The 24,430-nt window shown below is 67.4% G+C and carries 24 protein-coding genes and 1 pseudogene; 18 read left to right on the forward strand and 7 right to left on the reverse strand.

Going from position 1 to position 24,430, the window contains the following annotated elements; translation table 11 throughout:
- The 3 genes and pseudogenes from G3N94_RS25595 to G3N94_RS25605 all read right to left on the reverse strand — a co-directional run.
- Positions 1 to 609: pseudogene (locus G3N94_RS25595) on the reverse strand (FUSC family protein); the annotation flags it as partial.
- The gene (gene mdtN / locus G3N94_RS25600; RefSeq protein ID WP_205795342.1) at positions 590 to 1,639 is read right to left on the reverse strand and encodes a multidrug transporter subunit MdtN; all 1,050 of its coding nucleotides are present in this window, start codon (positions 1,637 to 1,639) and stop codon (positions 590 to 592) included. The gene mdtN and the pseudogene G3N94_RS25595, both read right to left, overlap by 20 nt.
- Positions 1,636 to 1,929: a hypothetical protein gene (locus G3N94_RS25605; RefSeq protein ID WP_205795343.1), complete on the reverse strand. Its 294-nt coding sequence runs from the start codon at positions 1,927 to 1,929 to the stop codon at positions 1,636 to 1,638. Before G3N94_RS25605 ends, mdtN begins: the two co-directional genes overlap by 4 nt.
- 443 nt (positions 1,930 to 2,372) lie before the next feature.
- Between G3N94_RS25605 and G3N94_RS25610 the strand changes: the two genes are divergently transcribed.
- The gene (locus G3N94_RS25610) at positions 2,373 to 3,521 is read left to right on the forward strand and encodes a metallophosphoesterase (protein ID WP_205795344.1); all 1,149 of its coding nucleotides are present in this window, start codon (positions 2,373 to 2,375) and stop codon (positions 3,519 to 3,521) included.
- 19 nt (positions 3,522 to 3,540) lie between these two features.
- Here the strand turns inward: G3N94_RS25610 and G3N94_RS25615 are convergent, their stop codons facing one another.
- A complete protein-coding gene (locus G3N94_RS25615) occupies positions 3,541 to 4,125 on the reverse strand; it encodes a malonic semialdehyde reductase (RefSeq protein ID WP_205795345.1) in 585 nt (194 codons plus the stop codon).
- 254 nt (positions 4,126 to 4,379) lie between these two features.
- Here G3N94_RS25615 and G3N94_RS25620 point away from each other — a divergent pair, with 254 nt between their 5' ends.
- The 3 genes from G3N94_RS25620 (at position 4,380) to G3N94_RS25630 (ending at position 6,619) form a co-directional block, all read left to right on the forward strand.
- Entirely contained in the window at positions 4,380 to 4,970 is a 591-nt protein-coding gene (locus G3N94_RS25620; RefSeq protein WP_205795365.1) for an alpha-ketoglutarate-dependent dioxygenase AlkB, read from the forward strand.
- Positions 4,971 to 5,228: 258 nt separating this feature from the next.
- The gene (locus G3N94_RS25625; protein ID WP_205795346.1) at positions 5,229 to 5,435 is read left to right on the forward strand and encodes a hypothetical protein; all 207 of its coding nucleotides are present in this window, start codon (positions 5,229 to 5,231) and stop codon (positions 5,433 to 5,435) included.
- Positions 5,436 to 5,665: 230 nt separating this feature from the next.
- Positions 5,666 to 6,619 (forward strand): IclR family transcriptional regulator, encoded by a 954-nt coding sequence (locus tag G3N94_RS25630; RefSeq protein WP_205795347.1) that lies wholly within the window; start codon positions 5,666 to 5,668, stop codon positions 6,617 to 6,619.
- A gap of 107 nt (positions 6,620 to 6,726) precedes the next feature.
- Here the strand turns inward: G3N94_RS25630 and G3N94_RS25635 are convergent, their stop codons facing one another.
- Positions 6,727 to 7,806, reverse strand: a complete 1,080-nt coding sequence (locus G3N94_RS25635; RefSeq protein WP_205795348.1) for a porin — start codon at positions 7,804 to 7,806, stop codon at positions 6,727 to 6,729.
- Between the two features lie 443 nt (positions 7,807 to 8,249).
- Here G3N94_RS25635 and G3N94_RS25640 point away from each other — a divergent pair, with 443 nt between their 5' ends.
- The 14 genes from G3N94_RS25640 (at position 8,250) to G3N94_RS25705 (ending at position 21,606) form a co-directional block, all read left to right on the forward strand.
- Positions 8,250 to 8,567: a non-heme iron oxygenase ferredoxin subunit gene (locus G3N94_RS25640; RefSeq protein ID WP_017329029.1), complete on the forward strand. Its 318-nt coding sequence runs from the start codon at positions 8,250 to 8,252 to the stop codon at positions 8,565 to 8,567.
- Between the two features lies 1 nt (position 8,568).
- Positions 8,569 to 8,880, forward strand: a complete 312-nt coding sequence (locus G3N94_RS25645; protein ID WP_205795349.1) for a recombinase-like helix-turn-helix domain-containing protein — start codon at positions 8,569 to 8,571, stop codon at positions 8,878 to 8,880.
- A gap of 43 nt (positions 8,881 to 8,923) precedes the next feature.
- Complete coding sequence (locus G3N94_RS25650; protein ID WP_124603190.1) at positions 8,924 to 9,997, forward strand: aromatic ring-hydroxylating dioxygenase subunit alpha; 1,074 nt, start codon at positions 8,924 to 8,926, stop codon at positions 9,995 to 9,997.
- Positions 9,990 to 10,760, forward strand: a complete 771-nt coding sequence (locus G3N94_RS25655; RefSeq protein WP_205795350.1) for an SDR family oxidoreductase — start codon at positions 9,990 to 9,992, stop codon at positions 10,758 to 10,760. Before G3N94_RS25650 ends, G3N94_RS25655 begins: the two co-directional genes overlap by 8 nt.
- A 26-nt stretch (positions 10,761 to 10,786) precedes the next feature.
- Positions 10,787 to 11,314 carry a cupin domain-containing protein gene (locus G3N94_RS25660; protein WP_205795351.1) on the forward strand — a complete coding sequence of 176 codons (528 nt, stop codon included), beginning with the start codon at positions 10,787 to 10,789 and terminating at the stop codon, positions 11,312 to 11,314.
- An 18-nt stretch (positions 11,315 to 11,332) separates the two neighbouring features.
- Positions 11,333 to 12,229: an alpha/beta fold hydrolase gene (locus G3N94_RS25665; protein WP_205795352.1), complete on the forward strand. Its 897-nt coding sequence runs from the start codon at positions 11,333 to 11,335 to the stop codon at positions 12,227 to 12,229.
- Positions 12,226 to 13,080: an IclR family transcriptional regulator gene (locus tag G3N94_RS25670; RefSeq protein ID WP_205795353.1), complete on the forward strand. Its 855-nt coding sequence runs from the start codon at positions 12,226 to 12,228 to the stop codon at positions 13,078 to 13,080. Before G3N94_RS25665 ends, G3N94_RS25670 begins: the two co-directional genes overlap by 4 nt.
- Entirely contained in the window at positions 13,077 to 13,874 is a 798-nt protein-coding gene (locus G3N94_RS25675; protein WP_205795354.1) for an SDR family oxidoreductase, read from the forward strand. Before G3N94_RS25670 ends, G3N94_RS25675 begins: the two co-directional genes overlap by 4 nt.
- Positions 13,867 to 15,534, forward strand: coding sequence for a thiamine pyrophosphate-binding protein (locus G3N94_RS25680; RefSeq protein ID WP_205795355.1), 1,668 nt, complete (start codon positions 13,867 to 13,869; stop codon positions 15,532 to 15,534). Before G3N94_RS25675 ends, G3N94_RS25680 begins: the two co-directional genes overlap by 8 nt.
- Complete coding sequence (locus G3N94_RS25685) at positions 15,527 to 16,354, forward strand: aspartate dehydrogenase (RefSeq protein ID WP_205795356.1); 828 nt, start codon at positions 15,527 to 15,529, stop codon at positions 16,352 to 16,354. The genes G3N94_RS25680 and G3N94_RS25685 overlap by 8 nt, the downstream gene beginning before the upstream one ends.
- An 81-nt stretch (positions 16,355 to 16,435) precedes the next feature.
- The gene (locus tag G3N94_RS25690; RefSeq protein ID WP_205795357.1) at positions 16,436 to 17,926 is read left to right on the forward strand and encodes an aldehyde dehydrogenase; all 1,491 of its coding nucleotides are present in this window, start codon (positions 16,436 to 16,438) and stop codon (positions 17,924 to 17,926) included.
- An 18-nt stretch (positions 17,927 to 17,944) separates the two neighbouring features.
- Positions 17,945 to 18,907, forward strand: a complete 963-nt coding sequence (locus tag G3N94_RS25695) for a VOC family protein (RefSeq protein WP_205795358.1) — start codon at positions 17,945 to 17,947, stop codon at positions 18,905 to 18,907.
- On the forward strand, positions 18,904 to 20,175 hold the full coding sequence (locus G3N94_RS25700) for an FAD-dependent oxidoreductase (protein ID WP_241022068.1): 1,272 nt from the start codon (positions 18,904 to 18,906) through the stop codon (positions 20,173 to 20,175). The genes G3N94_RS25695 and G3N94_RS25700 overlap by 4 nt, the downstream gene beginning before the upstream one ends.
- Positions 20,176 to 20,205: 30 nt before the next feature.
- The gene (locus tag G3N94_RS25705; RefSeq protein WP_205795359.1) at positions 20,206 to 21,606 is read left to right on the forward strand and encodes an MFS transporter; all 1,401 of its coding nucleotides are present in this window, start codon (positions 20,206 to 20,208) and stop codon (positions 21,604 to 21,606) included.
- Between the two features lie 6 nt (positions 21,607 to 21,612).
- Here the strand turns inward: G3N94_RS25705 and kdpA are convergent, their stop codons facing one another.
- Positions 21,613 to 23,421 carry a potassium-transporting ATPase subunit KdpA gene (gene kdpA, locus G3N94_RS25710; RefSeq protein WP_205795360.1) on the reverse strand — a complete coding sequence of 603 codons (1,809 nt, stop codon included), beginning with the start codon at positions 23,419 to 23,421 and terminating at the stop codon, positions 21,613 to 21,615.
- A 161-nt stretch (positions 23,422 to 23,582) separates the two neighbouring features.
- Entirely contained in the window at positions 23,583 to 23,954 is a 372-nt protein-coding gene (locus G3N94_RS25715) for a hypothetical protein (RefSeq protein ID WP_241022069.1), read from the reverse strand.
- Between the last annotated feature and the right edge of the window lie 476 nt (positions 23,955 to 24,430).

The raw sequence follows: 24,430 nt of genomic DNA on the forward strand, positions 1-24,430 counted from the left end.
GTCGCCGTCGCCGCGCAGCTGCCGGGCGGCGAGCCGCAGCCGCTTGGCGAGCGCGGCGCCGGCGAGGCGGCGCGGCGACGGCGCGATCAGCAGATGGACGACGATCGCGATGCCGACCGGAATCGCGATCACCAGCCACACATAGAGCAGCGCACGCGTCGCGGCTTCGCCGACCGGCGCGAGGCCGAGTTCGTCGAGCCCGTAGCCGACGATCATCGCGAGGATCGCGCCGATCGGGCGCAGCTTGCTCGCGGACGTCAGGTAGAGCAGCCCGACTGACAGCACGGCCATGCACGCGACGCGCAGTACCGGATAGTCGATGCTGAACAGCGCGACGCCGAGCACGAGCCCGATCACGATGGTGATGACCAGCAGCAGCGCGGTGGCGAGCACGACGCTCGTCACGCGGTCCGGCCGGATCAGGAAGAACACGACGTACGCGGAAAGCGCGGCTTCGGGCGTGCCGTACGCGCTCGTCACGAGCGCGGTCAGCGCGCAGATCAGCGCGACCCGCGTGGCGATGGCCGCGCGGCCCGGGAACGGCGCGAGCAGTCGCAGGATCTCGCGCGGGCCGGGCGCCCGGATGTCGTCAGCGGCAGGCCGTGCCATGGCGGATCTCGACGATCGCGCTCGCGCCGACGCGCACGAGCTTGCCGTCGGGCTCGTCGAGCTTCACGCGCACCGGGAAGCGCTGCGCGACATGCACCCAGTTCACCGAACGCTGGACGAGCGGCAGCGTACGCGGGAGATTGATGCGGTCCGTATCCGCGATGCCGGCGCCAATGCCGATCACCTTGCCGGATATCGGCCGGCTGCGGTCGATCATCGAATAGACGGTCGCGCAGTCGCCGACGTCGATATGCGTGAGCGACGTCTCGCGGAAATTGCCGACCGCAAACCATTCGCTCGCCGCGATCAGCGTGAAGATCGACTGGGTCGGCGCGACCGTTTCGCCCGCGAGCACCGACAGGCCCGTCACGAGGCCATCGTGCGGCGCACGCACGACGGTGTCGTCGAGCGCATGCTGCGCGCGGGCGAGCGCGGCTTCGCGCGCATGCAGCGTCGCGATCGCGTCGGCGTCCTCGCCGATCGTCTGCGCGGATGCGCGCTGCTGCTCCTGTGCCTGCTTGAGCGACACGGCCGCGTCGCGCTGCGCGACCTGCGCCTGGTCGAACTGCTGCGCGCTGACGTAGCCCTGCGCGGCGAGCGGCGCGAGCCGCTTCACGCTGCGCGTCGCGAGATCGTAGTTGTGCGCCGCGCGGTTCACCTGCTCGGCGGCGACCGATGCGTTCGAACGTTCGCCGATCAGCGTCTTGCGTCGCGTATCGAGCGCGGCGCGCGCGAGTTCGACGTCGGCCTGCGCCTGCGCGACCGTCAGCCGGTATGGCACGGGATCGATCTCGAACAGCAGGTCGCCTTTCGCGACGCGCTGGTTCTCCTGCACCGCGAGCTTCACGATGCGTCCGCCGACTGGCGACGCGACGTGCACGACATCCGCGTCGATCGACGCGTCGTCGGTCGACGGATAGCCGGTCGTGCGGTAATACGCGTAGCCGAGGGCGGCGATGCCGAGCGCGACGATCGCGAGCGCGATCAGGCGGCCTTTCAGCGACGGGCGGGATTGGCCGGCGAGCTTCATGCGAATGGCCCCGTTCCGGCCAGCCAGACGATCACGGCGACCACGAGCCCGATCGCGGTGCAGACCGCGAGCTGGAACGGCACCGTATCGACCCAGCCGGTCGCGACGAAGATGCGGTGCGCGACGATCGCGCCGACCACGCCGATCACCGCGCTGAAGAGCCACAGCGGGAAGTACGCGCCGAACAGCGCGTACGTGGGTGCGCCGCGCGACGCGCAGCCGGCGAGCGGGACGGCCGGCGCAAGCGTCGCGCAAAGGCGCGCGGGGGCGCACAGTGGGTTGTTTTTCATCACGTGACGGACTCGACGGACAGGTTGGGTCGGAGGGCGGCGCCGGACCGCGCTGCCGGAATGGCCGACCAATTGCCGACTAATGGCTGACCACTGGCTGACCGATAGCTGACCGATAGCTGACCGATAGCTGACCGATAGCTGACCAATGGCAGGCCCCACGTTACGCCGCCGATAATAAATCAGTGCGGTGTCCTCGCCAACCGGGCGGCGCGGTTGATGCACCGTTGCGCATCAAATCGGCTTCAGCGGACACGAATTGTGTGCTCGTCGAGTGACAAAGGATCTCGCGAGACGGCGCGCGGCTCCCCGGTCCGTCGCCGTCGTCGCAGGCGGGATATGTGTACCATCGGGCGTACGGTGCGGGACACGCGGCACGGCGCGCAATGCGCGTGTTCGACGTGTGCTCCGCGGGATCGTGTCGCAACATGGGTGAGCGTTCCATGCGAAGTTTCCTTGTCCGGTTCATTGCGATCGGCTTGCTGTTCCATCTGTATGTCGGGCTGCGGATCGTGCCCGATGCGTTCGCATCGCCGGTCGCGCGCGGCGTCGCGGTGCTCGTGCTGGCGAGCTTCTGCGTGCTGATTCCGGTCGGGATGTTTTCGCGGCGTTTCGACGAGGGCTGGGCCGCGACCGTGTTCGGCTGGGTCGGCGCGATCGTGATGGGCTTCTTCTCGTCGCTGCTCGCGCTGACGTTCCTGCGCGAGTTCGTGCTGCTCGGCGTTCTCGTGTGGCGGCAGCTCGGCCATGCGGACGCCTGGAGCGGCGCGGCTGCGGACAGCGCGCATGCCGTGCTGGTCGGCGCGGTGCTGGTGACGGTCATCGGCTTCGCGAACGCGCGGCGCACCGCAGCGGTCAAGCGCGTGTCGATTCCGGTCGCGGGCCTGCCGGCCGCGCTCGACGGCCTGAAGATCGTGCAGCTCTCCGATATTCACGTGGGGCCGACCATCAAGCGCGGCTACGTCGAACGCATCGTCGGCGCGGTCAACGCGCTCGATGCCGATATCGTCGCGGTGACCGGGGATGTCGTCGACGGTTCGGTCGAACGGCTGCGCGAGCATACGGCGCCGCTCGGGCGCATGAAATCACGACACGGCAGCTTCCTCGTGACGGGTAACCACGAGTATTACGCCGGCGCGCATGCGTGGATTGCCGAGTTCCGCCGGATCGGCCTGAAGGTGCTGCTCAACGAACACGTGGTGGTCGAGCACGACGGCGCGCGGGCGGTGGTGGCCGGCATCACCGACTTCACGGCGGGCGCATTCGACCCGGCGCACCGGAGCGACCCCGTGCGGGCGCTCGCGGGCGCGCCCGGCGACGTCGGCACGAGGATCCTGCTCGCGCACCAGCCGAGGAGCGCGGAGCAGGCGAGCAAGGCCGGGTTTTCCGTGCAGATCTCGGGCCATACGCACGGCGGCCAGTTCCTGCCGTGGCCGCCGTTCGTACGTCTGCAGCAGCCGGTCGTCGCCGGGCTGCGAAAGTTCGGCGATCTGTGGGTTTATACGAGCCGCGGAACCGGGTACTGGGGGCCGCCGAACCGTTTCGGCGTGCCGTCGGAGATCACGCTGATCCGCCTGACGCAGGGCCGGTAGGCCGCGCCCCACGCGCCCGTCATGCGATGCGGGCGATGTCGTCGAAGTCGAAGCGCGGGCTGCGCGGGAACAGCCCCGCCGGATCGCCGTAGCCGAGATTCACGAGGAAATTGCTCTTGACTGTCGTGCCGGCGAAGAACGCCGCGTCGACCGCCGCGCTGTCGAAGCCAGACATCGGGCCGGCGTCGAGGCCGAGCGCGCGGGCGGCCATGATCAGGTACGCGCCCTGCAGCGACGAGTTGCGGAACGCGGTCGCCTGGATCAGCGCGTCGTTGCCGGCGAACCAGCTGCGGGCGTCCGCGTGCGGGAACAGCCGCGGCAGGTGCTCGTAGAACGCCATGTCCATGCCGACGATCACCGTGACCGGCGCGGCCATCGTCTTCGCGAGGTTGCCTTCGGACAGCGCCGGCTTCAGGCGGGCTTTCGCCTCCGGCGACTTGACGAACACGAAGCGTGCGGGGCTCGAGTTCGCGGACGTCGGGCCGAACTTCGCGACGTCGATCAGCCGATGGAGCAGCGCGTCGTCGACGGGCTTGTCCTGCCACGCGTTGTGCGTGCGCGCGCTCAGGAATAGCTGGTCGAGAGCGGAATCGGAAAGCGTCATGTTGGGATCCGGAAAGAAATGCGGCCGGGTCGCGCCGGCCGGCTGAATGCGAAAAAGGAGGTGGCGCCGCGACGGCGCGCGGTGCGACTGGCCGCGATGATAGCGTGTTGCGGTGCGGTGCGGTGCGGTGCGGTGCGGTGCGGTGCGGCCGCCCGCGTTCCGCGAATGAGCGAGCATGGCAGCCGCGTGCGCGCTTCGCTACCATGCAGGCATGCATCGCATCGCCGATGCGCGTTCCTCGCTTTCCGCCCGACATGTCGACGTTCGACCTCTTTGATGACACCCCCGCGCCCGATGTGGACTGGTTTCCGGACTGGCTCCCGCCGGTGGAAGCCGATCGCATGCTGGCCGCGCTGACCGGCGAGGTCGCGTGGCGCCAGGACGCGATCCGCACGCCGCGCGGACGCATCCCGCTGCCGCGTCTCACCGCGTGGCAGGGCGACCCCGACGCGGTGTACGTGTATTCGGGCATCCGCAACGAGCCCGCGCCGTGGACGCCGGCCGTGCTCGAGCTGAAGCACGCTGTCGAAGCGACCTGCGGCGTGCGCTTCAACAGCGTGCTGCTCAACCGCTACCGCAACGGCCAGGACAGCATGGGCTGGCATGCGGACAACGAGCCGGTGCTCGGCGATACGCCGGTGATCGCGTCGGTGAGCCTCGGCGCGATGCGCGTGTTCGACCTGCGGCACCGTGCGACCGGTGTCACGCACGCGTACCGGCTGACGCACGGCAGCCTGCTCGTGATGCGCGGGCGGACCCAGGCCGAGTGGCAGCATCGCGTGCCGAAAGCGCCGGCCGTGCAGGGCGAGCGGATCAACCTGACGTTCCGCCACGTCTACGCGTGACGCGCGCCTGATCGCGGTGCGCGATGGTGCGCGCACCGGCGCGGCACCCGATCCGGCACCGGAGATCCCCACGGTCGACTGAGACAATATATCGACACCGCCATTCCGATAGCCGAGTGGAATCACTGATGGTGCGTTGCAACAATTCTCGGCTAGACTCACGCTTGGGCCGGTGTCTGTCGACGGACGCCGGGATGATGACATCGCATGCGCGCGGAATCGGCAAACACCGAAAGGCGGGCGGCGGGAGAAATTGGCGTGACCCGACTTCATGAATCGCTCGAACCCTTGCTGCACGTCTTCGAACAAGACGGCGCATGGCAATGGGCGCTGACCGTGAAGCGCACGGCGGGTGTTGGCGTGAAAGTGGTCGCGTTCAGCCAGGACGGTTTCCATCGGCAGGCAGACGCCCGGGAAGCCGGCGAGCGCGCGCTCGCGTCGTTCGGCGGCCCGGTGACCGTCTGAGAATGCCGGCGGCCGCGCGCAGGCATGGCGCATCGCCGTCTATCGCTGATATCCTCTCAATTGTGTGTGGCTATTCGCCAGGTCGTGGCGGCGTGCCGATCGTCCCGGCCGTGTTCGCTCGACCGTACGCGCGGGTGCGAACCGGCGCTTGGGGTGAGGTAGCATGAGTGAATGTCCACGACGAGCAATGGCCTGTCCTTGGTGATCGATTTCTTTCCGTCCATGTCCACATGGCCAAAACAACGATGAGCGGCGCGACCAAACCGCCCGCCGCGCCGGCGCGTCAAGCCGGCCGTGCGGCCGGCGCAGTCGATGCGCCGGAACCTGCCGCTGCCGGCGACGACGAAGCCGCCGGCGGCGCGTCGTCCTATCTCGTGCCGGGCCTCGAGCGCGGCCTGCGAATTCTTGCGGAGTTTTCCGCGCGCGAACCGGTGCTCGGCGCGCCCGAACTGTCGAAACGCATCGGCATTCCGCGCACGACCACCTTCCGTCTGCTGCAGACGCTCGAAGCGCTCGGCTTCCTCGAACGCGTGAACGGCGACCGCCATTTCCGGCTTGGCGTCGGCGTACTGCGGCTCGGCTTCGAATACCTGAGCTCGCTCGAGCTGACGGATCTCGGCACGCCCGTGCTCGAACGGCTGCGCGACGCGACGGGTCTCTCGACGCATCTGCTGATCCGCGACCAGCGCGACGTCGTGTTCGTCGCGAAGGCGCAAAGCAATGCGTCGATGTTCGGCTCGGTCAAGGTGCATGTCGGCACGCGGCTGCCCGCGCACGCGACCGTGCACGGCCATGTGCTGATGGGCGACCTCACGCGCGACGCGTTGCGCCACCTGTATCCGGAAAAACGTCTCGAGCAGTTCACCGAGCGCACGCCGGGCACCGTCGACGAACTGTACGAGCGCGTGCGCCACTATGCGCGGCTCGGCTATGCGGTCAGCGAGGCTGCGTTCGAAACGGGCATCTCGGCCGTGACCGCGCCCGTGCGCGATCATTCGGGGTCGATCGTTGCGGCGATCACCGCGACGGTGCCGCGCTCGGAGATCGGCGAGGCCCGCGAGAAGGAGCGCCTCGTCGAGGCCGTGTGCGGTGCGGCGGTCGATCTGTCGCAGCGCCTCAACTATCGTCCGCTCGAAAGCGATCCGACGTTCGCGCATGCGCGCCACAAGGTCGCGATGTTCTGATGACGCCGGCAGGCTGCGAACGCGGTCATGGATGAAGAAGGAGCGGCCCGCGGGCCGCTCTTTTCGTTTCGGCACAGGCGCGTTTCGCACGGCCCGCTGCCGTGCCGTCAGAACGAGTGATGAATCCCCGCCAGCACGACGACCTGGTTCGCGGTGCTCGACACGCCGGCCGTAAAGAACGACGCATGGGCGCCGCCCGACGCGTGCTCGTACAGCACGTTCGCGTAGAGCTGCGTGCGCTTCGACAGCGCGTAGATGTCGCCCAGCTCGAACTGCGTCCAGCGCTTGCCCGACAGCGTCGACGTTGCCGCGCCGCCCGCGATCGTGTTGAACGCGCTGGTGCGGTAGTTCACGCCCGCGTCGTAGCTCTGGAACGTATCCGAAAAGCCGTTCGACTGCATCTTGGTGCGCGTGTAGAGCCCGTGCACGAGGAAATCGCCGAACTGGTACGACGCGCCCGCGCCGATGTTCTCGACCTTGCTCGCGAGATAGCCGTTCGCGGTGTTCTGCCCCTGGAAGGTCGTGATCCCGGTCTGGCTGATCAGCACCGAGCGGTCGTGCTCGTTCGAGTAGACGGCCGACGCCTTGAACGGCCCGTTCGCGTAGTTCAGCGCGACGCCGACCGATTTGCCGGTCGAGAAGTTCGTCGTGTTGCCGAGCGCCAGCATCGCCGCGGCCGAGAAGCCCGCGAAGCTCGGCGAACGATATTTGACCGCGTTGTTGTACGGCACGTTGCCGGTTGCCGCGAGGGCGTCGATGTTGCCCGGATGGAACGCATACCAGCTCTGCGCGAGGTACGCGGTGCTGAGCGGGTCGAGGTAGTCGAACGATAGCGGCGTCTGGCGGCCGAGCGTCAGCGTGCCGTAGCGGTCCGAGCTGAGGCCGACCCACGCGGCGCGGTTCCAGATCGTGTTGGCGGTCGCGAACTGGCCGTTGTTCGTATAGAAACCGTTCTCGAGCTGGAAGATCGCCGCGAGGCCGCCGCCCAGGTCTTCCTTGCCCTTCAGGCCCCAGCGATCGGGTTGCGTATTGCCCTGGATCATTGCCCACTTGGCGTGGCCGCCAACGTTGTTCACATACGCGACGCCCGCGTCCATGCTGCCGTACAGCGTCACGCTGCTCTGCGCCCACGCGCCCGACACGGCGCCGATGCCGACGACCGCTGCTGCTACCGCTTGCTTGACCATTGGATCTCCTTCCTGAGTCTCACTCGAATGAAAACGTGCGCCGTGCCGGTGCGCGAAATGGACGACCTGCCGGCTGCGCGCATCTTCACTGCTAATCGGGCATTTTAATGTTCCATACACGGAACAATGTGCCTCTGGTGGAATGAAGTATAGGGTGCCGTGAAGCGCGGAAAAAAATAAATTTTTCGGGTCAAAGCACGACGCATCCCGTGCGCAACGCTCGGGTGCGGGCGGCTCAAAAAGGGCATAAGTACACGTCATATAAGAAGAAATCTCAATATTAAGGATGGCCGAGGACGATCGCCGACCACGCGGTCAGTGTTTTCCCTAGGACATGCAGCTTTTTGTTTTTCTCCCGGAAAGTCGCTCCTATAATCACCATCCATAAACCGTTGTTCCTGATATGGAACAAACCGAGAGTCGATCAGAAGGAAGGGTGTGAGATGTCTGAACAATGGATTTGCGCCGGGCACGCCGGCGCGCTGTCGGAAGACACGCCGATCGAGTTCAAGCGGACCGACGGCGTCGAGATCGGGATCTACCGCGTCGGCGACGAGGTGTACGCGCTCGAGAACGTGTGCCCGCATGCGTACGCGCTGCTGACGCAGGGCTTCGTCGACGACGGCACGGTCGAGTGCCCGTTGCACGAAGCGGTGTTCGACATCAGGACGGGCCAGTGCCTGAAGGGGCCGGGCGGCCGCGCGCTGAAGCAGTACGCGGTGCGCCTTGCCGGCGAGGAAATCCAGATCAAGGTGGAATGACATGAAAGAAGCGACCGTGAACTTCAATCCCTTCCTGAAGCCGTGGATGGCGCCGCAGCCGAACAACGTCGCGGGCAAGGGGCAGATCGAGATCCCGGGGCAGGTCGAGAACCGCATCTGGCAGAACCGCAAAGCCGAGCCGACCCGGTACGAGAACGATCTCGGCGACGCGCTCGAACGTGTGTTCGAGGCCGGCGCGACCGAGCTGGACGACGTCGTCGCGGGCCTGAACCGCATCGGCTTCCGCGCACCGGACGGCGCGCCGTGGACCGCCGAGCGCTTCTGCGCGGAAATGGCCGCGCTCGCGGAATGACCGCACGCCCCGCCGACCCGACAACCGCATCCGGAGCACATTGATGACGTCCCCCGCACAACACGAATCCCACCTCGACCCGGTCCGTGCCTACCTGGACCGCGGCATCAAGAATTACTGGTATCCCGTCGCGCCGAGCTGGCAGGTGTCGAACGCGCCCGTCGGCCTCACGCGCCTGTCCGAGCAGATCGTGCTGTGGCGCGACCAGGACGGCAAGGTCCACGCGCTCGAGGATCGCTGCCCGCACCGCGGCGCGCGCCTGTCGCTCGGCTGGAACCTCGGCGGCAACCTCGCGTGCTGGTATCACGGCGTCGAAGTCGATGGGTCGGGCACGGTCAACAAGGTGCCGGCCGTCGCGAACTGTCCGCTCGAAGGGATGAAGTGCGTGAAGTCGTATCCGGTCGAAGAGAAGGCCGGCGCGATCTTCCTGTGGTTCGGCGACGAAGCGCACGGCGAGCCGGCGCCGCTGAACCTGCCGGAAGAACTGGTCGCCGACGAATTCGCGCATTTCCTCTGCGTGTCGAACTGGAAGTGCAATTACCAGTACGCGATCGACAACGTGATGGACCCGATGCACGGCGCGTACCTGCACGCGACGTCGCACTCGATGGCCGAAGGCGACAAGCAGGCCGACATGCGCGTGCGCAAGACGGAAACGGGCCTGATGTTCGAGAAGGTCGGCCAGCGCGACGTGAACTTCGACTGGGTCGAACTCGGCGAGACCGGCTGCCTGTGGATGCGCCTCGCGATTCCGTACAAGCAGAAGTTCGGCCCGGGCGGCAACTTCGGGATCATCGGCTTCGCGACGCCGGTCGACGATGACCACTGCCAGGTCTATTTCTGGCGTACCCGCAAGGTCAGCGGCTGGCAGCGCGACGTGTGGCGCTTCATGTATCGCAACCGCCTCGAAGGTCTGCACTGGGACGTGCTCGAGCAGGACCGCTACGTGCTCGAAAGCCTCGCGCCGAATGCGCGCGACCACGAATACCTGTACCAGCACGACGTCGGCATCACGCGCGTGCGCCGGATGCTGCGCCAGCGCGCGCAGGAGCATCTGTCCGCGCTCGACGCGCATCGCGCGGCGCAACCGGCCGCGTCGGAGTCCGCTCATGGCTGAGCAAGCTCCGGTGGTGTCGCTCGCCGGCCGGCGCGTGCTCGTCACGGGCGGCGCGCGCGGTCTCGGCGCGGCATTCGTGAAGGCGCTCGTCGCTGCCGGCGCGCAGGTCGCGTTCGGCGACGTGCTGGCCGACGAAGGCCGCGCGCTTGCCGCGCAGCTTGCCGAGCAGGGCCACGCCGCGTATTTCTTCGCGCTCGACCTTGCCGATCCGGCGAGCGTCCACGCGTTCGTCGCGCAAGGCGCGGCGGCGCTCGGCGGTATCGACGGCCTGATCAACAACGCAGCGATCACGAACTCGGGCGGCCGGCTGTCGACGGAACTCGACGTCGCCACCTGGGACGCGGTGATGAACGTCAACGTGCGCGGCCTGTGGCTCGCGAGCAATGCGGCGCTGCCTTACCTGACCCGCTCGGGGTGCGGCGCGATCGTGAACCTCGCATCGGACACCGCGCTGTGGGGCGCGCCGAAGCTGCTCGCATACATCGCGAGCAAGGGCGCGGTGATCGCGATGACACACGCGCAGGCCCGCGAATTCGGCGCGCACGGCGTGACGGTCAACGCGATCGCGCCGGGCCTCACCGAAGTCGAGGCGACGGCCTATGTGCCGGCCGACCGCCACGCGTACTACCTGCAGGGCCGCGCGCTGACGCGCCCGCAGGTGCCCGACGACGTGACGGGCCCCGTGCTGTTCCTGCTGTCCGACGCCGCGCGCTTCGTGACGGGTCAACTGCTGCCGGTCAACGGCGGCTTCGTAATGAACTGATGGTTTCCATGCTCAAGGAGATGACGATGGCGGACGCCGATATCGAACGCAAGTCGTGGGATCAACCGGAAAGCGCGAGCTTTGCCGACTGGATGGAAGGGCGTGTCGCGCGCTATGCGACGCGGCGCTACGACTGGGACGCGCTGAAGTTCCAGGCCGACTACGACCCGCAGTATCGCCGTGCGCAGATGCGTTACGTCGGCACCGGCGGCACGGGTGTCGCGAAGGACGTCAACACGGTGCCGGCCGGCAACTTCACGTTCTCGACGATGGTGATCCCGGCCGGCAACATCGGCCCGAGTCACATCCACATCGACGTCGAGGAAATCTTCTTCGTGCTGCGCGGCAAGATGAAGGTGATCTGCGAGCGCGACGGCGAGACCTGGGAAGCGATCCTCGGCGAGCGCGACCTGATTTCGGTGCCGCCGGGCGTGTACCGCACGGAGATCAACATTGGCGAGGAAGATGCGCTGATGTGCGTGATGCTCGGTTCGCCGAAGCCGATCACGCCGACGTATCCGCCGGATTCGCCGCTCGCGAAGATCAAGCGCTGAGACGGAGCAGGTGAAGCGATGAGTGTCATCGACAAACGTGAACGCGAGCGCGTCGCCGCCTTCGCGACGCTGCTCGAGCGGTTTCCCGAGCAACGCTGCGCGGCCGGCGCGGCGGGCACGATCGGCTACCGCGAGGCCGGCGCGCAGCATGCGGGCCGCACGCACCCTGTCGTGCTGCTGCACGGGATCGGCTCGGGCGCCGCGTCGTGGGTGCGCCAGCTCGATGCGCTCGGCGCTTCGCGGCGCGTGCTCGCGTGGGATGCGCCCGGCTACGGCGCATCGACGCCCGTGCACGGCGAGTCGCCGGCCGTTGCCGATTACGCGGCGTCGCTGCGTGCGTGGCTCGACGCGCTCGGTATCGAACGCTGCGTGCTGGTCGGCCATTCGCTCGGCGCGATCATCGCGGGCGGCTTCGCCCGCGTGTTGCCGGAGCGGATCGCGGGGCTGCTGCTGATCTCGCCCGCGGGCGGCTACGGCAGCGCACCGGTCGAGACGCGCGAGTCGCGCCGCGACGCACGGCTCGCGATGCTCGCGGACCTCGGTCCGGCCGGGCTCGCGGAACAGCGCAGCGGCAACATGGTGTCCGGCTTCGCGAGCGAGGACGCGCGCGCATGGGTGCGCTGGAACATGGCGCGCATCGTGCCGGCCGGCTACGCACAGGCGACGCATCTGCTCGCGAATGCCGATCTCGCATCCGACCTTGCGGGCTATCGCGGCCGCACGGCGGTTGCCGTCGGCGCGAACGACGCGATCACGCCGCCCGCCGCGTGCGAACGGATTGCCGCAGCCGTGCATGTCGGGCTGCAGGTGATTCCGCAGGCCGGGCATGCGGGCTATGTCGAGGCGCCGGCGGTCTACACCGCACTGATCGAGACGTTTTGTCGTCAGTGCGACCAGCAGCGGGGACTGGCATGAGCGAACCGCTGATGAACGAAACCGAAGCCGCGAAGAGCGAAGCGAACTACGTGGTGCCGGGCCTCGAGCGCGGGCTGCGGATTCTCGCCGAGTTCTCGCCGCGCGAACCCGTGCTCGGCGCGCCGGAGCTGTCAAAGCGGCTCGGCATTCCGCGCACGACGGTGTTCCGCCTGCTGCAGACGCTCGAATCGCTCGGCTTCCTCGAGCGCGCGGACAAGGATCGCAACTACAAGCTCGGCATCGCGGTGCTGCGGCTCGGTTTCGAATACCTGAGTTCGCTCGAACTGACCGATCTCGGCCTGCCGGTGATCGAGAGCCTGCGCGAAGCGACCGGGTTCACGACGCACATCGTGATCCGCGACGGCCGCGACGTCGTGTTCGTCGCGAAGGCGCAGAGCCAGTCGCCCGTGTTCAGTTCGATCCGGGTGAACGTCGGCACGCGGCTGCCCGCACATGCGACGACGCACGGCCACGTGCTGATGGGCGACCTGTCGCTGAAGGAACTGCGCGCACTGTATCCGGAAGGCACGCTGAACCGGATGACGAACGCGACGCCGGAGACGGTCGATGCGCTGTACGACGTGATCCGCGAGGATGCGCTGCGCGGCTACGGTGTCAGCAACTCGTCGTTCGAGCGCGGGATTTCGGTCGTCACCGCGCCGGTGCGCAACGACACGCAAAGGATCGTCGCGTGCATCACGGTGACGGTGCCGCGCCCGGAGATCGACGCGACGCTGATCGCGGACGGGCTGATCGACAAGGTGCAGCGCGCGGCAGCCGAACTGTCGCGGCGGCTCAACTACCGCTCGGATGACGAGCACACGTTTCTAAAGGCTTTAGGACTCCGATGATTCAGATCGATCTGACCGGGCAGGTTGCGGTGGTGACGGGCGGTTCGTCCGGCATCGGCCTCGCGACGGCCGAACGGTTCCTGCAGGCGGGCGCGTCGGTCGCGATTTGCGGCCGCGACGGTGAGCGTCTCGCGCGCGCCGAAGCGATGCTCGGCGACAAGTATCCGGGCGCGCAACTGCTCGCCGCGCGTTGCAACGTGCTCGACGAAGGCGACGTCGCCGGTTTCGCGCAGGCCGTGTCCGCGCGCTTCGGCCGCACCGACATGCTGATCAACAACGCGGGGCAGGGGCGCGTATCGACGTTCGCCGATACGGCCGACGATGCATGGCGCGAGGAACTCGAGCTGAAGTATTTCAGCATCATCCGACCGACGCGTGCATTCCTGCCGATGCTGCGCGACGCCGACGCGCCGAGCATCACCTGCGTGAACTCGCTGCTCGCGCTGCAGCCGGAGCCGCACATGGTCGCGACATCGTCGGCGCGCGCGGGCGTGCTGAGCCTCGTGAAGTCGCTCGCGAACGAGCTCGCGCCGCAGCGCATCCGCGTGAACTCGATCCTGATCGGCATCGTCGAGTCGGGGCAATGGCGCCGCCGCTACGAAGCGCAGGCGCAGTCCGGCGAAAGCTGGGAGGCCTGGACGGGCGCACTCGCCCGCAACAAGAACATTCCGCTGAACCGCTTCGGCCGGCCCGACGAGGCCGCCTGGGCGCTCTTTTATCTCGCAACGCATCTGTCGTCCTACACGACGGGCAGCCATATCGACGTTTCTGGAGGCTTTGCACGCCATGTCTAACAAAACCACGGTTGGCGAGCTGATTGCCGCCTTTCTCGAGCAGTGCGGCGTGAAGACCGCTTTCGGAGTCATCTCGATCCACAACATGCCGATTCTCGACGCGATCAACTCGCGCGGCAATATCCGCTACGTCGGCGCGCGCGGCGAAGCGGGCGCGGTCAACATGGCCGACGGCCTCGCCCGCGTGTCGGGCGGCCTCGGCGTCGCGTTCACGAGCACCGGCACGGCGGCCGGCAACGCGGCCGGCGCGATGGTCGAGGCGCTGACCGCCGGCACCGCGCTGCTGCACGTCACGGGCCAGATCGAAACGCCGTATCTCGACCAGGATCTCGCCTACATCCACGAAGCGCCGGATCAGCTGACGATGCTGAACGCGATCTCGAAAGCCGCATTCCGCGTGCGCACGGTCGAGACCGTGCTGCCGACGATCCGCGAAGCGGTGCGCATCGCGCAGACCGCGCCGACCGGCCCCGTGTCGGTCGAGATTCCGATCGACATCCAGGCGGCTGAAATCGACTGGCCGGAAGACCTCGCACCCGCGCACGTCGCGATTCGCGAGCACGACGATGCGCGCGTCGCGAAGCTTGCCGACGCGCTCGCGAACAAGCGCCGTCCGCTGCTGTGGCTCGGCGGCGGCGCGCGTCACGCGCGTGCGGAAGTCGAACGCCTCGTGAAGCTCGGCTTTGGCGTCGTGACGAGCGTGCAGGGCCGCGGCGTGCTGCCCGAGGATCATCCGGCGACACTCGGCGCGTTCAACGTGCATGCGGCAGTCGAAGCGTTCTACAAGACCTGCGACGCGCTCGTCGTCGTCGGCTCGCGGCTGCGCGGCAACGAAACGCTGAAGTACAAGCTCGCGCTGCCGCAGCCGCTGTTCCGCGTCGACGCCGATGCGCTGGCCGACAACCGCGGCTATCGCAACGACCTGTTCATCCACGGCGATTCGAAGCGCGTGCTCGCCGAGCTGGCCGACCGCCTCGAAGGGCGCCTGAACGTCGATCCGCAGTTCGCGGCCGATCTCGCGGCTGCACGCGAGCAGGCGGTCGCCGACGTCGCGAAGGGCCTCGGGCCCTACAAGCAGCTCGTCGACACGCTGCAGGCCGCGGTCGGCCGCGATTACAACTGGGTGCGCGACGTGACGATCTCGAACAGCACGTGGGGCAACCGCCTGCTGAAGATCTTCGAGCCGCGCGCGGGCGTGCATGCGCTCGGCGGCGGCATCGGCCAGGGGATGCAGATGGGGATCGGCGCGGCGCTGGCAGGTTCGGCCGCGAAGACGGTCTGCCTCGTCGGCGACGGCGGCCTGATGGTCAACGTCGGCGAACTCGCGACGGCCGTGCAGGAAAACGCGAACGTGATGATCGTGCTGATGAACGACCAGTGCTACGGCGTGATCCGCAACATCCAGGACGCGCACTACGGCGGCCGCCGCTGCTTCGTCGACCTGCACCAGCCGGACTTCGCGCAGTTCTGCGCGAGCCTCGGCCTCACGCACTACCGGATCACGTCGCTCGACCAGGCCGAAGGCGTCGTGCGCGACGGCCTGGCCAAGCAGGGTCCGGTGCTCGTCGAAGTCGACATGCTGTCGGTCGGCTCGTTTGCTTCCGCGTTCGCGGGCCCGCCCGTCAAGAAGGAAGCGCCCGAGGAGCGCCAATATGCGTAATTCGCACGCACACGGGCATGCGCCCGTCGACGTCGCGATGATCGGCTTCGGCGCGATCGGCGCGGCCGTGTACCACGCGGTCGAGCACGATGCGTCGCTGCGCGTCGCGCACGTGATCGTGCCCGAGCACCAGCGCGCAGCGGTGCAGGGCGCGGTCGGCAGCACGGTGGAAGTGGTGTCGTCGGTCGACGCGCTCGCACACCGTCCCGAGTTCGCGCTCGAATGCGCGGGCCACAGCGCGCTCGTCGATCACGTCGTGCCGCTGCTGAAGGCCGGCACCGACTGCGCGGTCGCGTCGATCGGCGCGCTGTCGGATCTCGCGCTGCTCGACGTGCTGTCGCAGGCTGCCGACGAAGGCGACGCGACGCTCACGCTGCTGTCCGGCGCGATCGGCGGCATCGACGCGCTGGCCGCCGCGAAGCAGGGCGGCCTCGACGAAGTGCTGTACGTCGGCCGCAAGCCGCCGCTCGGCTGGCTCGGCACGCCGGCCGAGGAATTGTGCGACCTGCGCGCAATGTCCGAAGAGAAGGTGATCTTCGAAGGCAACGCGCGCGACGCGGCGCGGCTGTACCCGAAGAACGCGAACGTCGCGGCGACGGTTGCGCTCGCGGGGCTCGGCCTCGACCAGACGCACGTGCGCCTGATTGCCGATCCGGCCGTGACGCGCAACGTGCACCGGATCATCGCGCGCGGCGCGTTCGGCGAGATGTCGCTCGAGATGAGCGGCAAGCCGCTGCCCGACAACCCGAAGACTTCCGCACTGACGGCCTTCAGCGCGATCCGTGCACTGCGCAACCGCGCGGCCCGCTGTGTGATCTGAACGGGCGACCCTGGCAACTGAAAGACCCGCCCACGCCGCGGCGAGGGCGGGGCGCAGAGACAGACTTGTGGGACTTGTGAAATGACTCCATTCGATACGAGCCTCGTACCCAACGGCGACATCCTGATCGGCGGCGAGTGGCGGCGCGGCCGTGGCGCGCCTTATGCGAGCCGCTACCCGGCCGACCAGTCGCTGAACATGGAAGTGTCGACAGCGGACGCGGAAGACGCGGCGCAAGCCGTCGTGGCCGCCGACGCCGCCTGGCGTCGCGCCGATTGGGCCGGGCTCAAGCCGCATCAGCGCGCGCAGGTGCTGTACCGCATCGCGGACCTGATCATGCAGCGTCACGAGGCGCTGGCGAACCTGCAGCGTCGCGACAACGGCAAGCCGATCGGCGAGACCCGCGTGCTGGTGGCGAGTGCGGCGAACACGTTCCGCTATTTCGCGGCCTGCCTCGAAACGCTCGACGAAGAACTGACACCGTCGCGCGGTGACTACCTGACGATGAGCGTGTACGAGCCGATCGGCGTGATCGCGGCGATCACGCCGTGGAATTCGCCGATCGCGTCCGACGCGCAGAAGCTCGCGCCGGCGCTCGCAGGCGGCAACGCGGTGGTGCTGAAGCCGGCCGAAGTCACGCCGCTCGTGTCGCTCGCGCTTGCGCGCATCTGCGAGGAAGCCGGCGTGCCGAAGGGGGTGCTGAGCGTGTTGCCGGGCAAGGGTTCGGTGATCGGCGACGTGCTCGTACGTCATCCGCTCGTGAAGAAGGTGTCGTTTACGGGCGGCACCGAAGTGGGCCGCGGCATCGCACGCATCGCGGCGGAAAAGTTGATGCCCGTTTCGCTCGAACTCGGCGGCAAGTCGCCGACGATCGTGTTCGACGACGCGGATCTCGATCATGCGGTGAACGGCGTGCTGTACGGCATCTTCAGCTCGTCGGGCGAGGCCTGCATCGCCGGTTCGCGCCTGTTCGTGCAGCGGTCGATTTACGACACGTTCATCCAGCGACTGGTGGAAGGCGCGCGCAAGCTGCGCGTGGGCGACCCGACGCGGCCCGACACGCAGATGGGGCCGCTCATCACGGCGAAGCATCGCGAGTCGGTGGAGCGCTACGTGGCGCTCGGCCTCGACGAAGGCGGACGTCTGTTGTGCGGCGGCGAGCGGCCGTCGGGCGACGGGCGCGACGACGGTTTCTACTATCAGCCGACGATTCTCGACGGCCTGTCGAACAGCGCGCGTATCTGCCAGGAAGAGATCTTCGGGCCGGTGCTCGTCGCGATGCCGTTCGACGACGAAGCATCGCTGATCGAACAGGCAAACGACAGCGTGTTCGGCCTGGCCGCCGGCATCTGGACACGCGACTACAAGCGCGCGTGGCGCACCGCGCGCGTGCTCGAAACGGGCACCGTGTGGATCAACACGTACAAGCTGTTCTCGATCTCCACGCCGTTCTCGGGCTGGAAGGACAGCGGGATGGGCCGCGAGAAGGGGCGTCTCGGCATCCGCGAGTACATGCAGCAGAAGAGCCTCTACTGGGGCTTGAACGACGCGCCGCTGCCGTGGGCGAACTGAGCGAAGGGGAACGATGCAATGAGCATTTTGGGTATCGAGCAGATCACGTACGGCGTCGACGACCTCGCGACGTGCCGGCGCTTTTTGGCCGACTGGGGCCTGAAGGAAGTCGCCCATGACGAAACGCGTGCGCGCTTCGAGACGATGAACGGCTGCACCGTGCTGGTCGTCAAGGCCGACGATCCGGCGCTGCCGCCCGCGTTCGAGCCGGGCCCGACGCTGCGCGAAGTGACGTGGGGCGTCGCGACGGCCGCGGAACTCGACGCGCTGCGCGGCAAGCTCGCCGATCAGCCGGGTTACTACACGCAGGACGATGCGGTGGGCTGCATCGATCCGAACGGGATGGCGATTCGCATCGAGGTGACGCGCAAGCGTGCGCTCGACGTGAAGGGCTCGCTGTCGAACGTGTGGGGCGAGACGCTGCGCGTCGACACGCCGAGCACGATCTACGAGCGGGCCGAGCCCGTCGAAGTCGGCCACGTCGTGTTCTTCACGAACCAGCTCGACGCGCAGGAGCGTTTCTATCACGAACTGCTCGGCTTCGAGACGTCGGACCGCTATCCGGGCCGTGGCGCATTCATGCGCTGCGCGCCGCACGGCGGCCACCACGACCTGTTCCTGCTCGCGCTGCCAACGGCCAAGCGCGGCCTGAACCACGTCGCATTCACGGTGCGCGACATCCACGAAGTGTTCGGCGGCGGGATGCACATCGACCGCTGCGGCTGGCAGACCCAGCTCGGGCCGGGGCGCCATCCGGTGTCGTCCGCATACTTCTGGTACTTCCAGAATCCGGCCGGCGGCCTGATCGAGTACTACGCGGACGAAGACATGCTGACGCCCGACTGGCAGCCGCGCGAGTTCGAGCCGGGCCCGACCGTGTTCGCCGAGTGGGCGGTCGACGGTGGCCTCGACGGCAACACGCGTCGCCAGAAGAACGTGAAGGCGCCGGAAGGCAAGTTCATGACGGAGCGCAAATCATGACCGACGCAACGAACGAAGCGGCGGCCGGCCATCCGGGGGCCGGCCATCCGGGCGCGGTGCAATCCGTCGTCGTGATCGGCGGCGGCCAGGCCGCCGGCTGGGTGCTGAAGACGCTGCGCGCGGAGGGCTTCGCGGGCCGGCTCGTGATGATCGCCGACGAAGCGCATTTGCCATATGAGCGTCCGCCGCTGTCGAAGGCGGTGCTTGCCGGTGATGCGCACATCGAGACGGTGCGTGTCGTGCACCCGGAGGAATTCGAGTCGCTGAACGTCGAGGCCTGGCAGCCGGAGCGCGCGGCGTCGATCGATCGCGCGCGCCGCATCGTGCGCACCGAGAGCGGCCGCGAGGTCGAATACGATCGCCTCGTGATCGCGACCGGCGGCACGTCGCGCCGCTTGCCGGATTCGCTCGTGAGGACTGCCAACCTGCATTACCTGCGCACGCTCGACGAAGCTGCCGCGCTCGGCGAGAAGCTGCGCGCGAGCCGGCGCGTGCTCGTGGTCGGCGGCGGCTGGATCGGCCTCGAAGTGGCCGCGACCGCGCGCAAGCTCGGCGTGGAAGCGGTCGTGGTCGAAGGCGCGCCGCGGCTGTGCGGGCGTTCGGTGCCGCAGCTCGTGTCCGACTTCCTGCTCGACCTGCATCGCACGAACGGCGTCGACGTGCGGCTCGGCGCGTCGCTCGCGTCGCTGGACGCGCAGCCCGACGATGCGTCCAAGGTGCGCGCGACGCTCGCGGACGGCACGACGATCGATGCCGATTTCGCGGTGGCCGGTATCGGCCTCGCGCTGAACGCGTCGCTCGCGACCGACGCGGGGCTCGCGGTCGACGACGGCATCGTCGTCGACGAATTCGGGATGACGAGCGATCCGGCGGTGTTCGCGTGCGGCGACGTCGCGAACCACCACAACGGCTGGCTCAAGCGCCGCGTGCGGCTCGAATCGTGGGCGAACGCGCAGAACCAGGCGATCGCGGCCGCGAAGGCGGTGCTCGGCGTGCGCGCGCCGTACGCGGAGATTCCGTGGTTCTGGTCCGATCAGTACGACGTGAACCTGCAGATCCTCGGCGATCTGCCGGCCGACGCGCGGCTCATCGTGCGCGGCGAGCTCGCCGAGCGGCGCGCCACGCTGTTTTTCGTGGGCGACGGGCATCTCAGAGGTGTCATCGCCGTCAACAACGCACGCGAACTGAAACTCGCACGCAAGTGGATGAACCAGGGCCGGGCGGTGGACATGGATGCCCTGGCAGACACGACCAAAGCGCTTGCCTGACCAGGCAACGAGACTACGGAGACACCCCGCATGAGCACTTTCGACAACGTCGTGGCCGGTCGGGCCACGATGGAAGCTGCCGCCTCCACGCCCGGCGCGATCATCGCCCGGCTCGAGCGGCTTCCCGCCAACGCGATGCAGATCCGCGCGCGCGTGCTGATCGGTACCGCGACGTTCTTCGACGGCTTCGACGTGATCACGATCGCCGCAACGCTGCCGTTGCTGATTCACAAGTGGGGGCTGTCGCCGAACCAGATCGGCCTGCTGATCGCATCCGGCGCGATCGGCCAGCTGATCGGCGCGTTCCTGTTTCCGGCGCTCGCGGAAAAACATGGCCGCGTGAAGGCGATTGCATGGAGCTCGGCCGTGATCGGCGTGACGAGTCTCGCGTGCGGGTTCGCGCCGACGTTCGAAGTGTTCGTGCTGCTGCGCATCCTGCAGGGGATCGGGCTCGGCGGCGAACTGCCGGTCGCGGCCACCTACATCAACGAGATCACCCGCGCGCATGGCCGCGGCCGCTTCGTGCTTCTGTACGAGATCGTGTTCCCGATCGGCCTGCTCGTGTCGATGGCGCTTGGCGCGTATCTCGTGCCGCGCTTCGGCTGGGAGATCATGTACTTCGTCGGCGGCCTGCCGCTGCTGTTGGCGCTCGTGCTGACGCGCGTCGTGCCGGAATCGCCGCGCTGGCTCGCGTCGCGCGGGCGGCTGCCGGAAGCGGGGCGGGCCGTGAGCACGTTCGAGGCGGCCGTGAAGGGCCCGCTGCCGCCCGTCACCGGGGTTGCCGAGTTCGACGAGATCGTTCGCCAGCACCCGAAGCGCCGCATGTCCGACCTGTTCAGCGCCGCTTACCGGAAGCGCACGATCGCCGTCGCGACGCTGTGGGCGACCTGCGGCTTCATCCAGTACGGGCTGTCGACGTGGCTGCCGACGATCTACAAGAACTTCTATCACGCGCCGCTGCAACTCGCGCTGAACCTCGCGGTGATCGGCTCGGTGATGGGCGTGCTCGGCTCGCTCGCATCCGCGCTGCTGGTCGACAAGCTCGGCCGCAAGCCGGTGATCGTCTGGTCGTTCGTGCTGTGCGCGCTGTCGATGGCGCTCGCAGGCGTCTATCACGCGTCGTCGGTGTACGTCGTCGCGACGTTCTGCTCGCTGTCGCTCGGATTGATGGCGTCGGGGTTCATCACCGCGTACGTGTATACGCCGGAGCAGTATCCGACGAGCATCCGCGCGTCGGGCTGCGGCCTCGGCAGCGCGTGGCTGAAGCTCGCGTCGTTCGTCGCGCCGATGGTGGTGCCGCACGCGATCATCGGCGGCGACCTGAGCCCCGCGTTCTACCTGCTGGGCGTGGTGCCGCTGATCGCGGCCGTGACGGTGCACTTCGTCGGCATCGAGACGAAGGGGAAGGTGCTCGAGGCGCTCGAGGCGTAAGTGTCGCTAACGGCCGACCGCGGCGCTCAATTGCTCCGCGATCGGGCCGAGCGCAAGCGCCGGCAGGTAGGTGAGCGTCGCAATCATGATCACGGTAACGACGAGCAGCCCGACAAAGAGCGCGCCATGCGTCGGCAGCGTGCCGGGCCCCGCCGCGCGCCGCAGCTTGCCCGCGAGCGAGCCCGCGATGGCCAGCACGGGTACGATCACCGCGAAGCGGCCGAACCACATCGCAATCGCCAGCATCCCGTTGTAGTACGGCGTGTTGGCCGACAGGCCCGCGAACGCGCTGCCGTTGTTGTTCGCGGCCGATGAAAACGCATAGAGAATCTCGCTGAATCCGTGCGGCCCCGGGTTCGCGATGCCTGCGATGCCGGCGGGCGCGAGTACCGAAATGGCGGTGCCGACCAGCACCAGAAGCGGCGTCGCAAGAACGACGATCGCGACCATCTTCAGCTCGAACGCGTCGATCTTCTTGCCAAGATATTCCGGCGCCCGGCCGATCATCAACCCCGCAACGAATACGGCCAGCATCGCGTGGATCACCATGCCGAACAGACCGGATCCGGGGCCGCCGAATACGACTTCGCCGGATTGCATCAGCACCATCGGCACGAGACCGCCTATCGGTGTGAAGGAGTCGTGCATCGCGTTGACGGCGCCGTCGCCGCTGCTCGTGCTTACGGTCGCATAGAGCGCCGACGACACCACGCCGAAGCGCGTTTCCTTGCCTTCCATGTTCCCGCCCGGCGCGACCGACGCGTTCGCGATGGCGGCGTGCGGCACGGTGCTGGGCACGAAGCGTTGCTGCTCCGCGTGTATCGTGACCGCGGCGGCCACGACGAACATCACGGTCATCGCGGCGAGCAGCGCCCAGCCCTGCCGGCGATCGCCGACGACGACACCGAACGTGAAGCACAGCGCCGCCGGTATCAGCAGGATCGCGAGCATCTGCAGGAAGTTGGCGAGCGGGGTCGGGTTTTCGTACGGGTGCGCGGAATTCGCGTTGAAGAAGCCGCCGCCGTCGCCACTCAGCAGCTTGATCGATTCCTGCGACGCAACGGGGCCCATCGGCAATAGCTGCCGTTGCGAGCTCATCGACTGCTGCACGACGTTGCCTGTGGCGTCGCGCAGCGGTTGACCGTGCACATCGAGTGCCGGCTGCTGCCATGTGACGGCCTGCACCGTATCAACGTCACGATAGGCGGCGAAATTCTGGATCACGCCTTGCGCGATGAACGCGAGCGCGAATACGACGGAAAGCGGCAGCAGCACATAGAGCGTGGCACGCGTCAGGTCGACCCACAGGTTGCCGACCGTCTGGCCACCGCGTCGCGCGATGCCGCGCATCAGCGCAAACATCACAGCCATGCCGGATGCGGCGGAGAGAAAGCTCTGCACCGTAATGCCGAGCATCTGGCTCAGGTAGCTCATGGTCGTTTCACCCGCGTAGCCTTGCCAGCTCGTATTCGTCACGAAACTCACGGCCGTATTGAACGCGGAATCGGGACTCACGGCCGGCAGCGCCTGCGGATTGAGCGGGAGCCATTGCTGTACGCGTTGCAGCGCATACAGGAAGAGCGTGCCGACGGCGCTGATCAGCATCAGTGCAAGTGCGTAGGTCTTCCAGTTCATCTCGGCCCGAGGGTCGATGCCGGCGGCCCGGTAGATCAAGCGCTCGACGGGGCGCCCTATGACCGACAGCAGCGGCGCGTCGCCGTCTGCCGCGCGCGCGATGTAAAGCCCGAGTGGCTTCGCCAGTGCGATCAGGACGAATACGAACAGGCTGATCTGAAAGGCCGCGCTTGCAAACATCGTTCCTCCCGGGGCAGCCGCAGATTGAAACTGCGGGTGCCCGATTCATATTCCAGTGCGTGGAATGTCAATTCGATGGAAAGACTGCGGCGCGCCGCGTAAATGTCCGGTCAACGTCCGGTCAACGCGGCCCCGCAAGCTGGATTGAGCGACGCGTGAAGTCAGCCGGTCCCGGCAAGATGCGGATGCAATTCAATGTGCAGTATCACAAGCCAGCGCTTCGAACAGCATTCGGCGATCTTCGGCAAGTCGTCGCCGGCATCGACGCGCGTCGAGCCTATGTAGCCTTTTTCCAGCGCCGTGCGCCACGCATTCCGTGCATCGACGAGCAGCCAGTAGCTCACGAGCGCACTGGTCGCGCAGCTGAACACGAGCGTCTCGATCATCGTCAGGTCGGGGTCGACCAGCTGCCCGACACACACGAATACCATGGTGAATAGCTGGTTGAGTCCGATCGTCACGAGCGCGACCTTGCGCCAGCCGCGCGCGCGCATTGCTGCCTTTCTGCGCGCGGTGTCCAGCGGGTCGCGCAAGCTCGAACGGTCCTCTCCACGCGGGGGCTCGTGCATACCGGCGCGCCTCATGCGGAACAGCGGACGACGCATACGCCAGATTGCGTGATCGTCCCGAGCGGTTCGTACGAATTGTGTGACGGATCGGAGCGCCCCGGCACCACGCCGCCGCCGCTTTGTTTGTTGCGGGCAAGGGGCGTGCCTGTTGTGGCAGTTGCACGTCGCGTCGACAAGACATCTCTCCCGGTTTATTCGGTGATCCGGAGTCTAGGATCGGCATTCATGCATCACAAGAAAAAATGTCGTAAAGAACCTTGCAGCGTCCGCTTGCTGTGTCTGACTTATATATTCCGTATACACGCGCTCCTGGCGGATTTACGTCATTTCTATGTGCGCCGGACGATACTTTCAATGAGCCCGTTTGCTTACGCGGAGCAGCGTGGGCGGCGCATGCCGCATGCACGAAAGCCGACAGGCGCAACCGAAGTTCGAGGAGT

This window comes from Burkholderia sp. Ac-20353, from assembly GCF_017104785.1.
In the GTDB taxonomy this organism is placed as follows: domain Bacteria; phylum Pseudomonadota; class Gammaproteobacteria; order Burkholderiales; family Burkholderiaceae; genus Burkholderia.

Excerpts from the sequence above, each read along its gene's own strand:
- G3N94_RS25630 (WP_205795347.1), top strand. The coding sequence starts at position 5,666 with ATGGCCAAAACAACGATGAGCGGCGCGACCAAACCGCCCGCCGCGCCG.
- G3N94_RS25680 (WP_205795355.1), top strand. The coding sequence starts at position 13,867 with ATGTCTAACAAAACCACGGTTGGCGAGCTGATTGCCGCCTTTCTCGAG.
- G3N94_RS25640 (WP_017329029.1), top strand. The coding sequence starts at position 8,250 with ATGTCTGAACAATGGATTTGCGCCGGGCACGCCGGCGCGCTGTCGGAA.
- G3N94_RS25705 (WP_205795359.1), top strand. The coding sequence starts at position 20,206 with ATGAGCACTTTCGACAACGTCGTGGCCGGTCGGGCCACGATGGAAGCT.
- G3N94_RS25610 (WP_205795344.1), top strand. The coding sequence starts at position 2,373 with ATGCGAAGTTTCCTTGTCCGGTTCATTGCGATCGGCTTGCTGTTCCAT.
- G3N94_RS25665 (WP_205795352.1), top strand. The coding sequence starts at position 11,333 with ATGAGTGTCATCGACAAACGTGAACGCGAGCGCGTCGCCGCCTTCGCG.
- G3N94_RS25670 (WP_205795353.1), top strand. The coding sequence starts at position 12,226 with ATGAGCGAACCGCTGATGAACGAAACCGAAGCCGCGAAGAGCGAAGCG.
- G3N94_RS25695 (WP_205795358.1), top strand. The coding sequence starts at position 17,945 with ATGAGCATTTTGGGTATCGAGCAGATCACGTACGGCGTCGACGACCTC.
- G3N94_RS25690 (WP_205795357.1), top strand. The coding sequence starts at position 16,436 with ATGACTCCATTCGATACGAGCCTCGTACCCAACGGCGACATCCTGATC.
- G3N94_RS25685 (WP_205795356.1), top strand. The coding sequence starts at position 15,527 with ATGCGTAATTCGCACGCACACGGGCATGCGCCCGTCGACGTCGCGATG.
- G3N94_RS25675 (WP_205795354.1), top strand. The coding sequence starts at position 13,077 with ATGATTCAGATCGATCTGACCGGGCAGGTTGCGGTGGTGACGGGCGGT.
- G3N94_RS25655 (WP_205795350.1), top strand. The coding sequence starts at position 9,990 with ATGGCTGAGCAAGCTCCGGTGGTGTCGCTCGCCGGCCGGCGCGTGCTC.
- G3N94_RS25615 (WP_205795345.1), bottom strand. The coding sequence starts at position 4,125 with ATGACGCTTTCCGATTCCGCTCTCGACCAGCTATTCCTGAGCGCGCGC.
- G3N94_RS25635 (WP_205795348.1), bottom strand. The coding sequence starts at position 7,806 with ATGGTCAAGCAAGCGGTAGCAGCAGCGGTCGTCGGCATCGGCGCCGTG.
- G3N94_RS25620 (WP_205795365.1), top strand. The coding sequence starts at position 4,380 with ATGTCGACGTTCGACCTCTTTGATGACACCCCCGCGCCCGATGTGGAC.
- G3N94_RS25645 (WP_205795349.1), top strand. The coding sequence starts at position 8,569 with ATGAAAGAAGCGACCGTGAACTTCAATCCCTTCCTGAAGCCGTGGATG.
- mdtN (WP_205795342.1), bottom strand. The coding sequence starts at position 1,639 with ATGAAGCTCGCCGGCCAATCCCGCCCGTCGCTGAAAGGCCGCCTGATC.
- G3N94_RS25650 (WP_124603190.1), top strand. The coding sequence starts at position 8,924 with ATGACGTCCCCCGCACAACACGAATCCCACCTCGACCCGGTCCGTGCC.
- kdpA (WP_205795360.1), bottom strand. The coding sequence starts at position 23,421 with ATGTTTGCAAGCGCGGCCTTTCAGATCAGCCTGTTCGTATTCGTCCTG.
- G3N94_RS25660 (WP_205795351.1), top strand. The coding sequence starts at position 10,787 with ATGGCGGACGCCGATATCGAACGCAAGTCGTGGGATCAACCGGAAAGC.
- G3N94_RS25605 (WP_205795343.1), bottom strand. The coding sequence starts at position 1,929 with ATGAAAAACAACCCACTGTGCGCCCCCGCGCGCCTTTGCGCGACGCTT.
- G3N94_RS25700 (WP_241022068.1), top strand. The coding sequence starts at position 18,904 with ATGACCGACGCAACGAACGAAGCGGCGGCCGGCCATCCGGGGGCCGGC.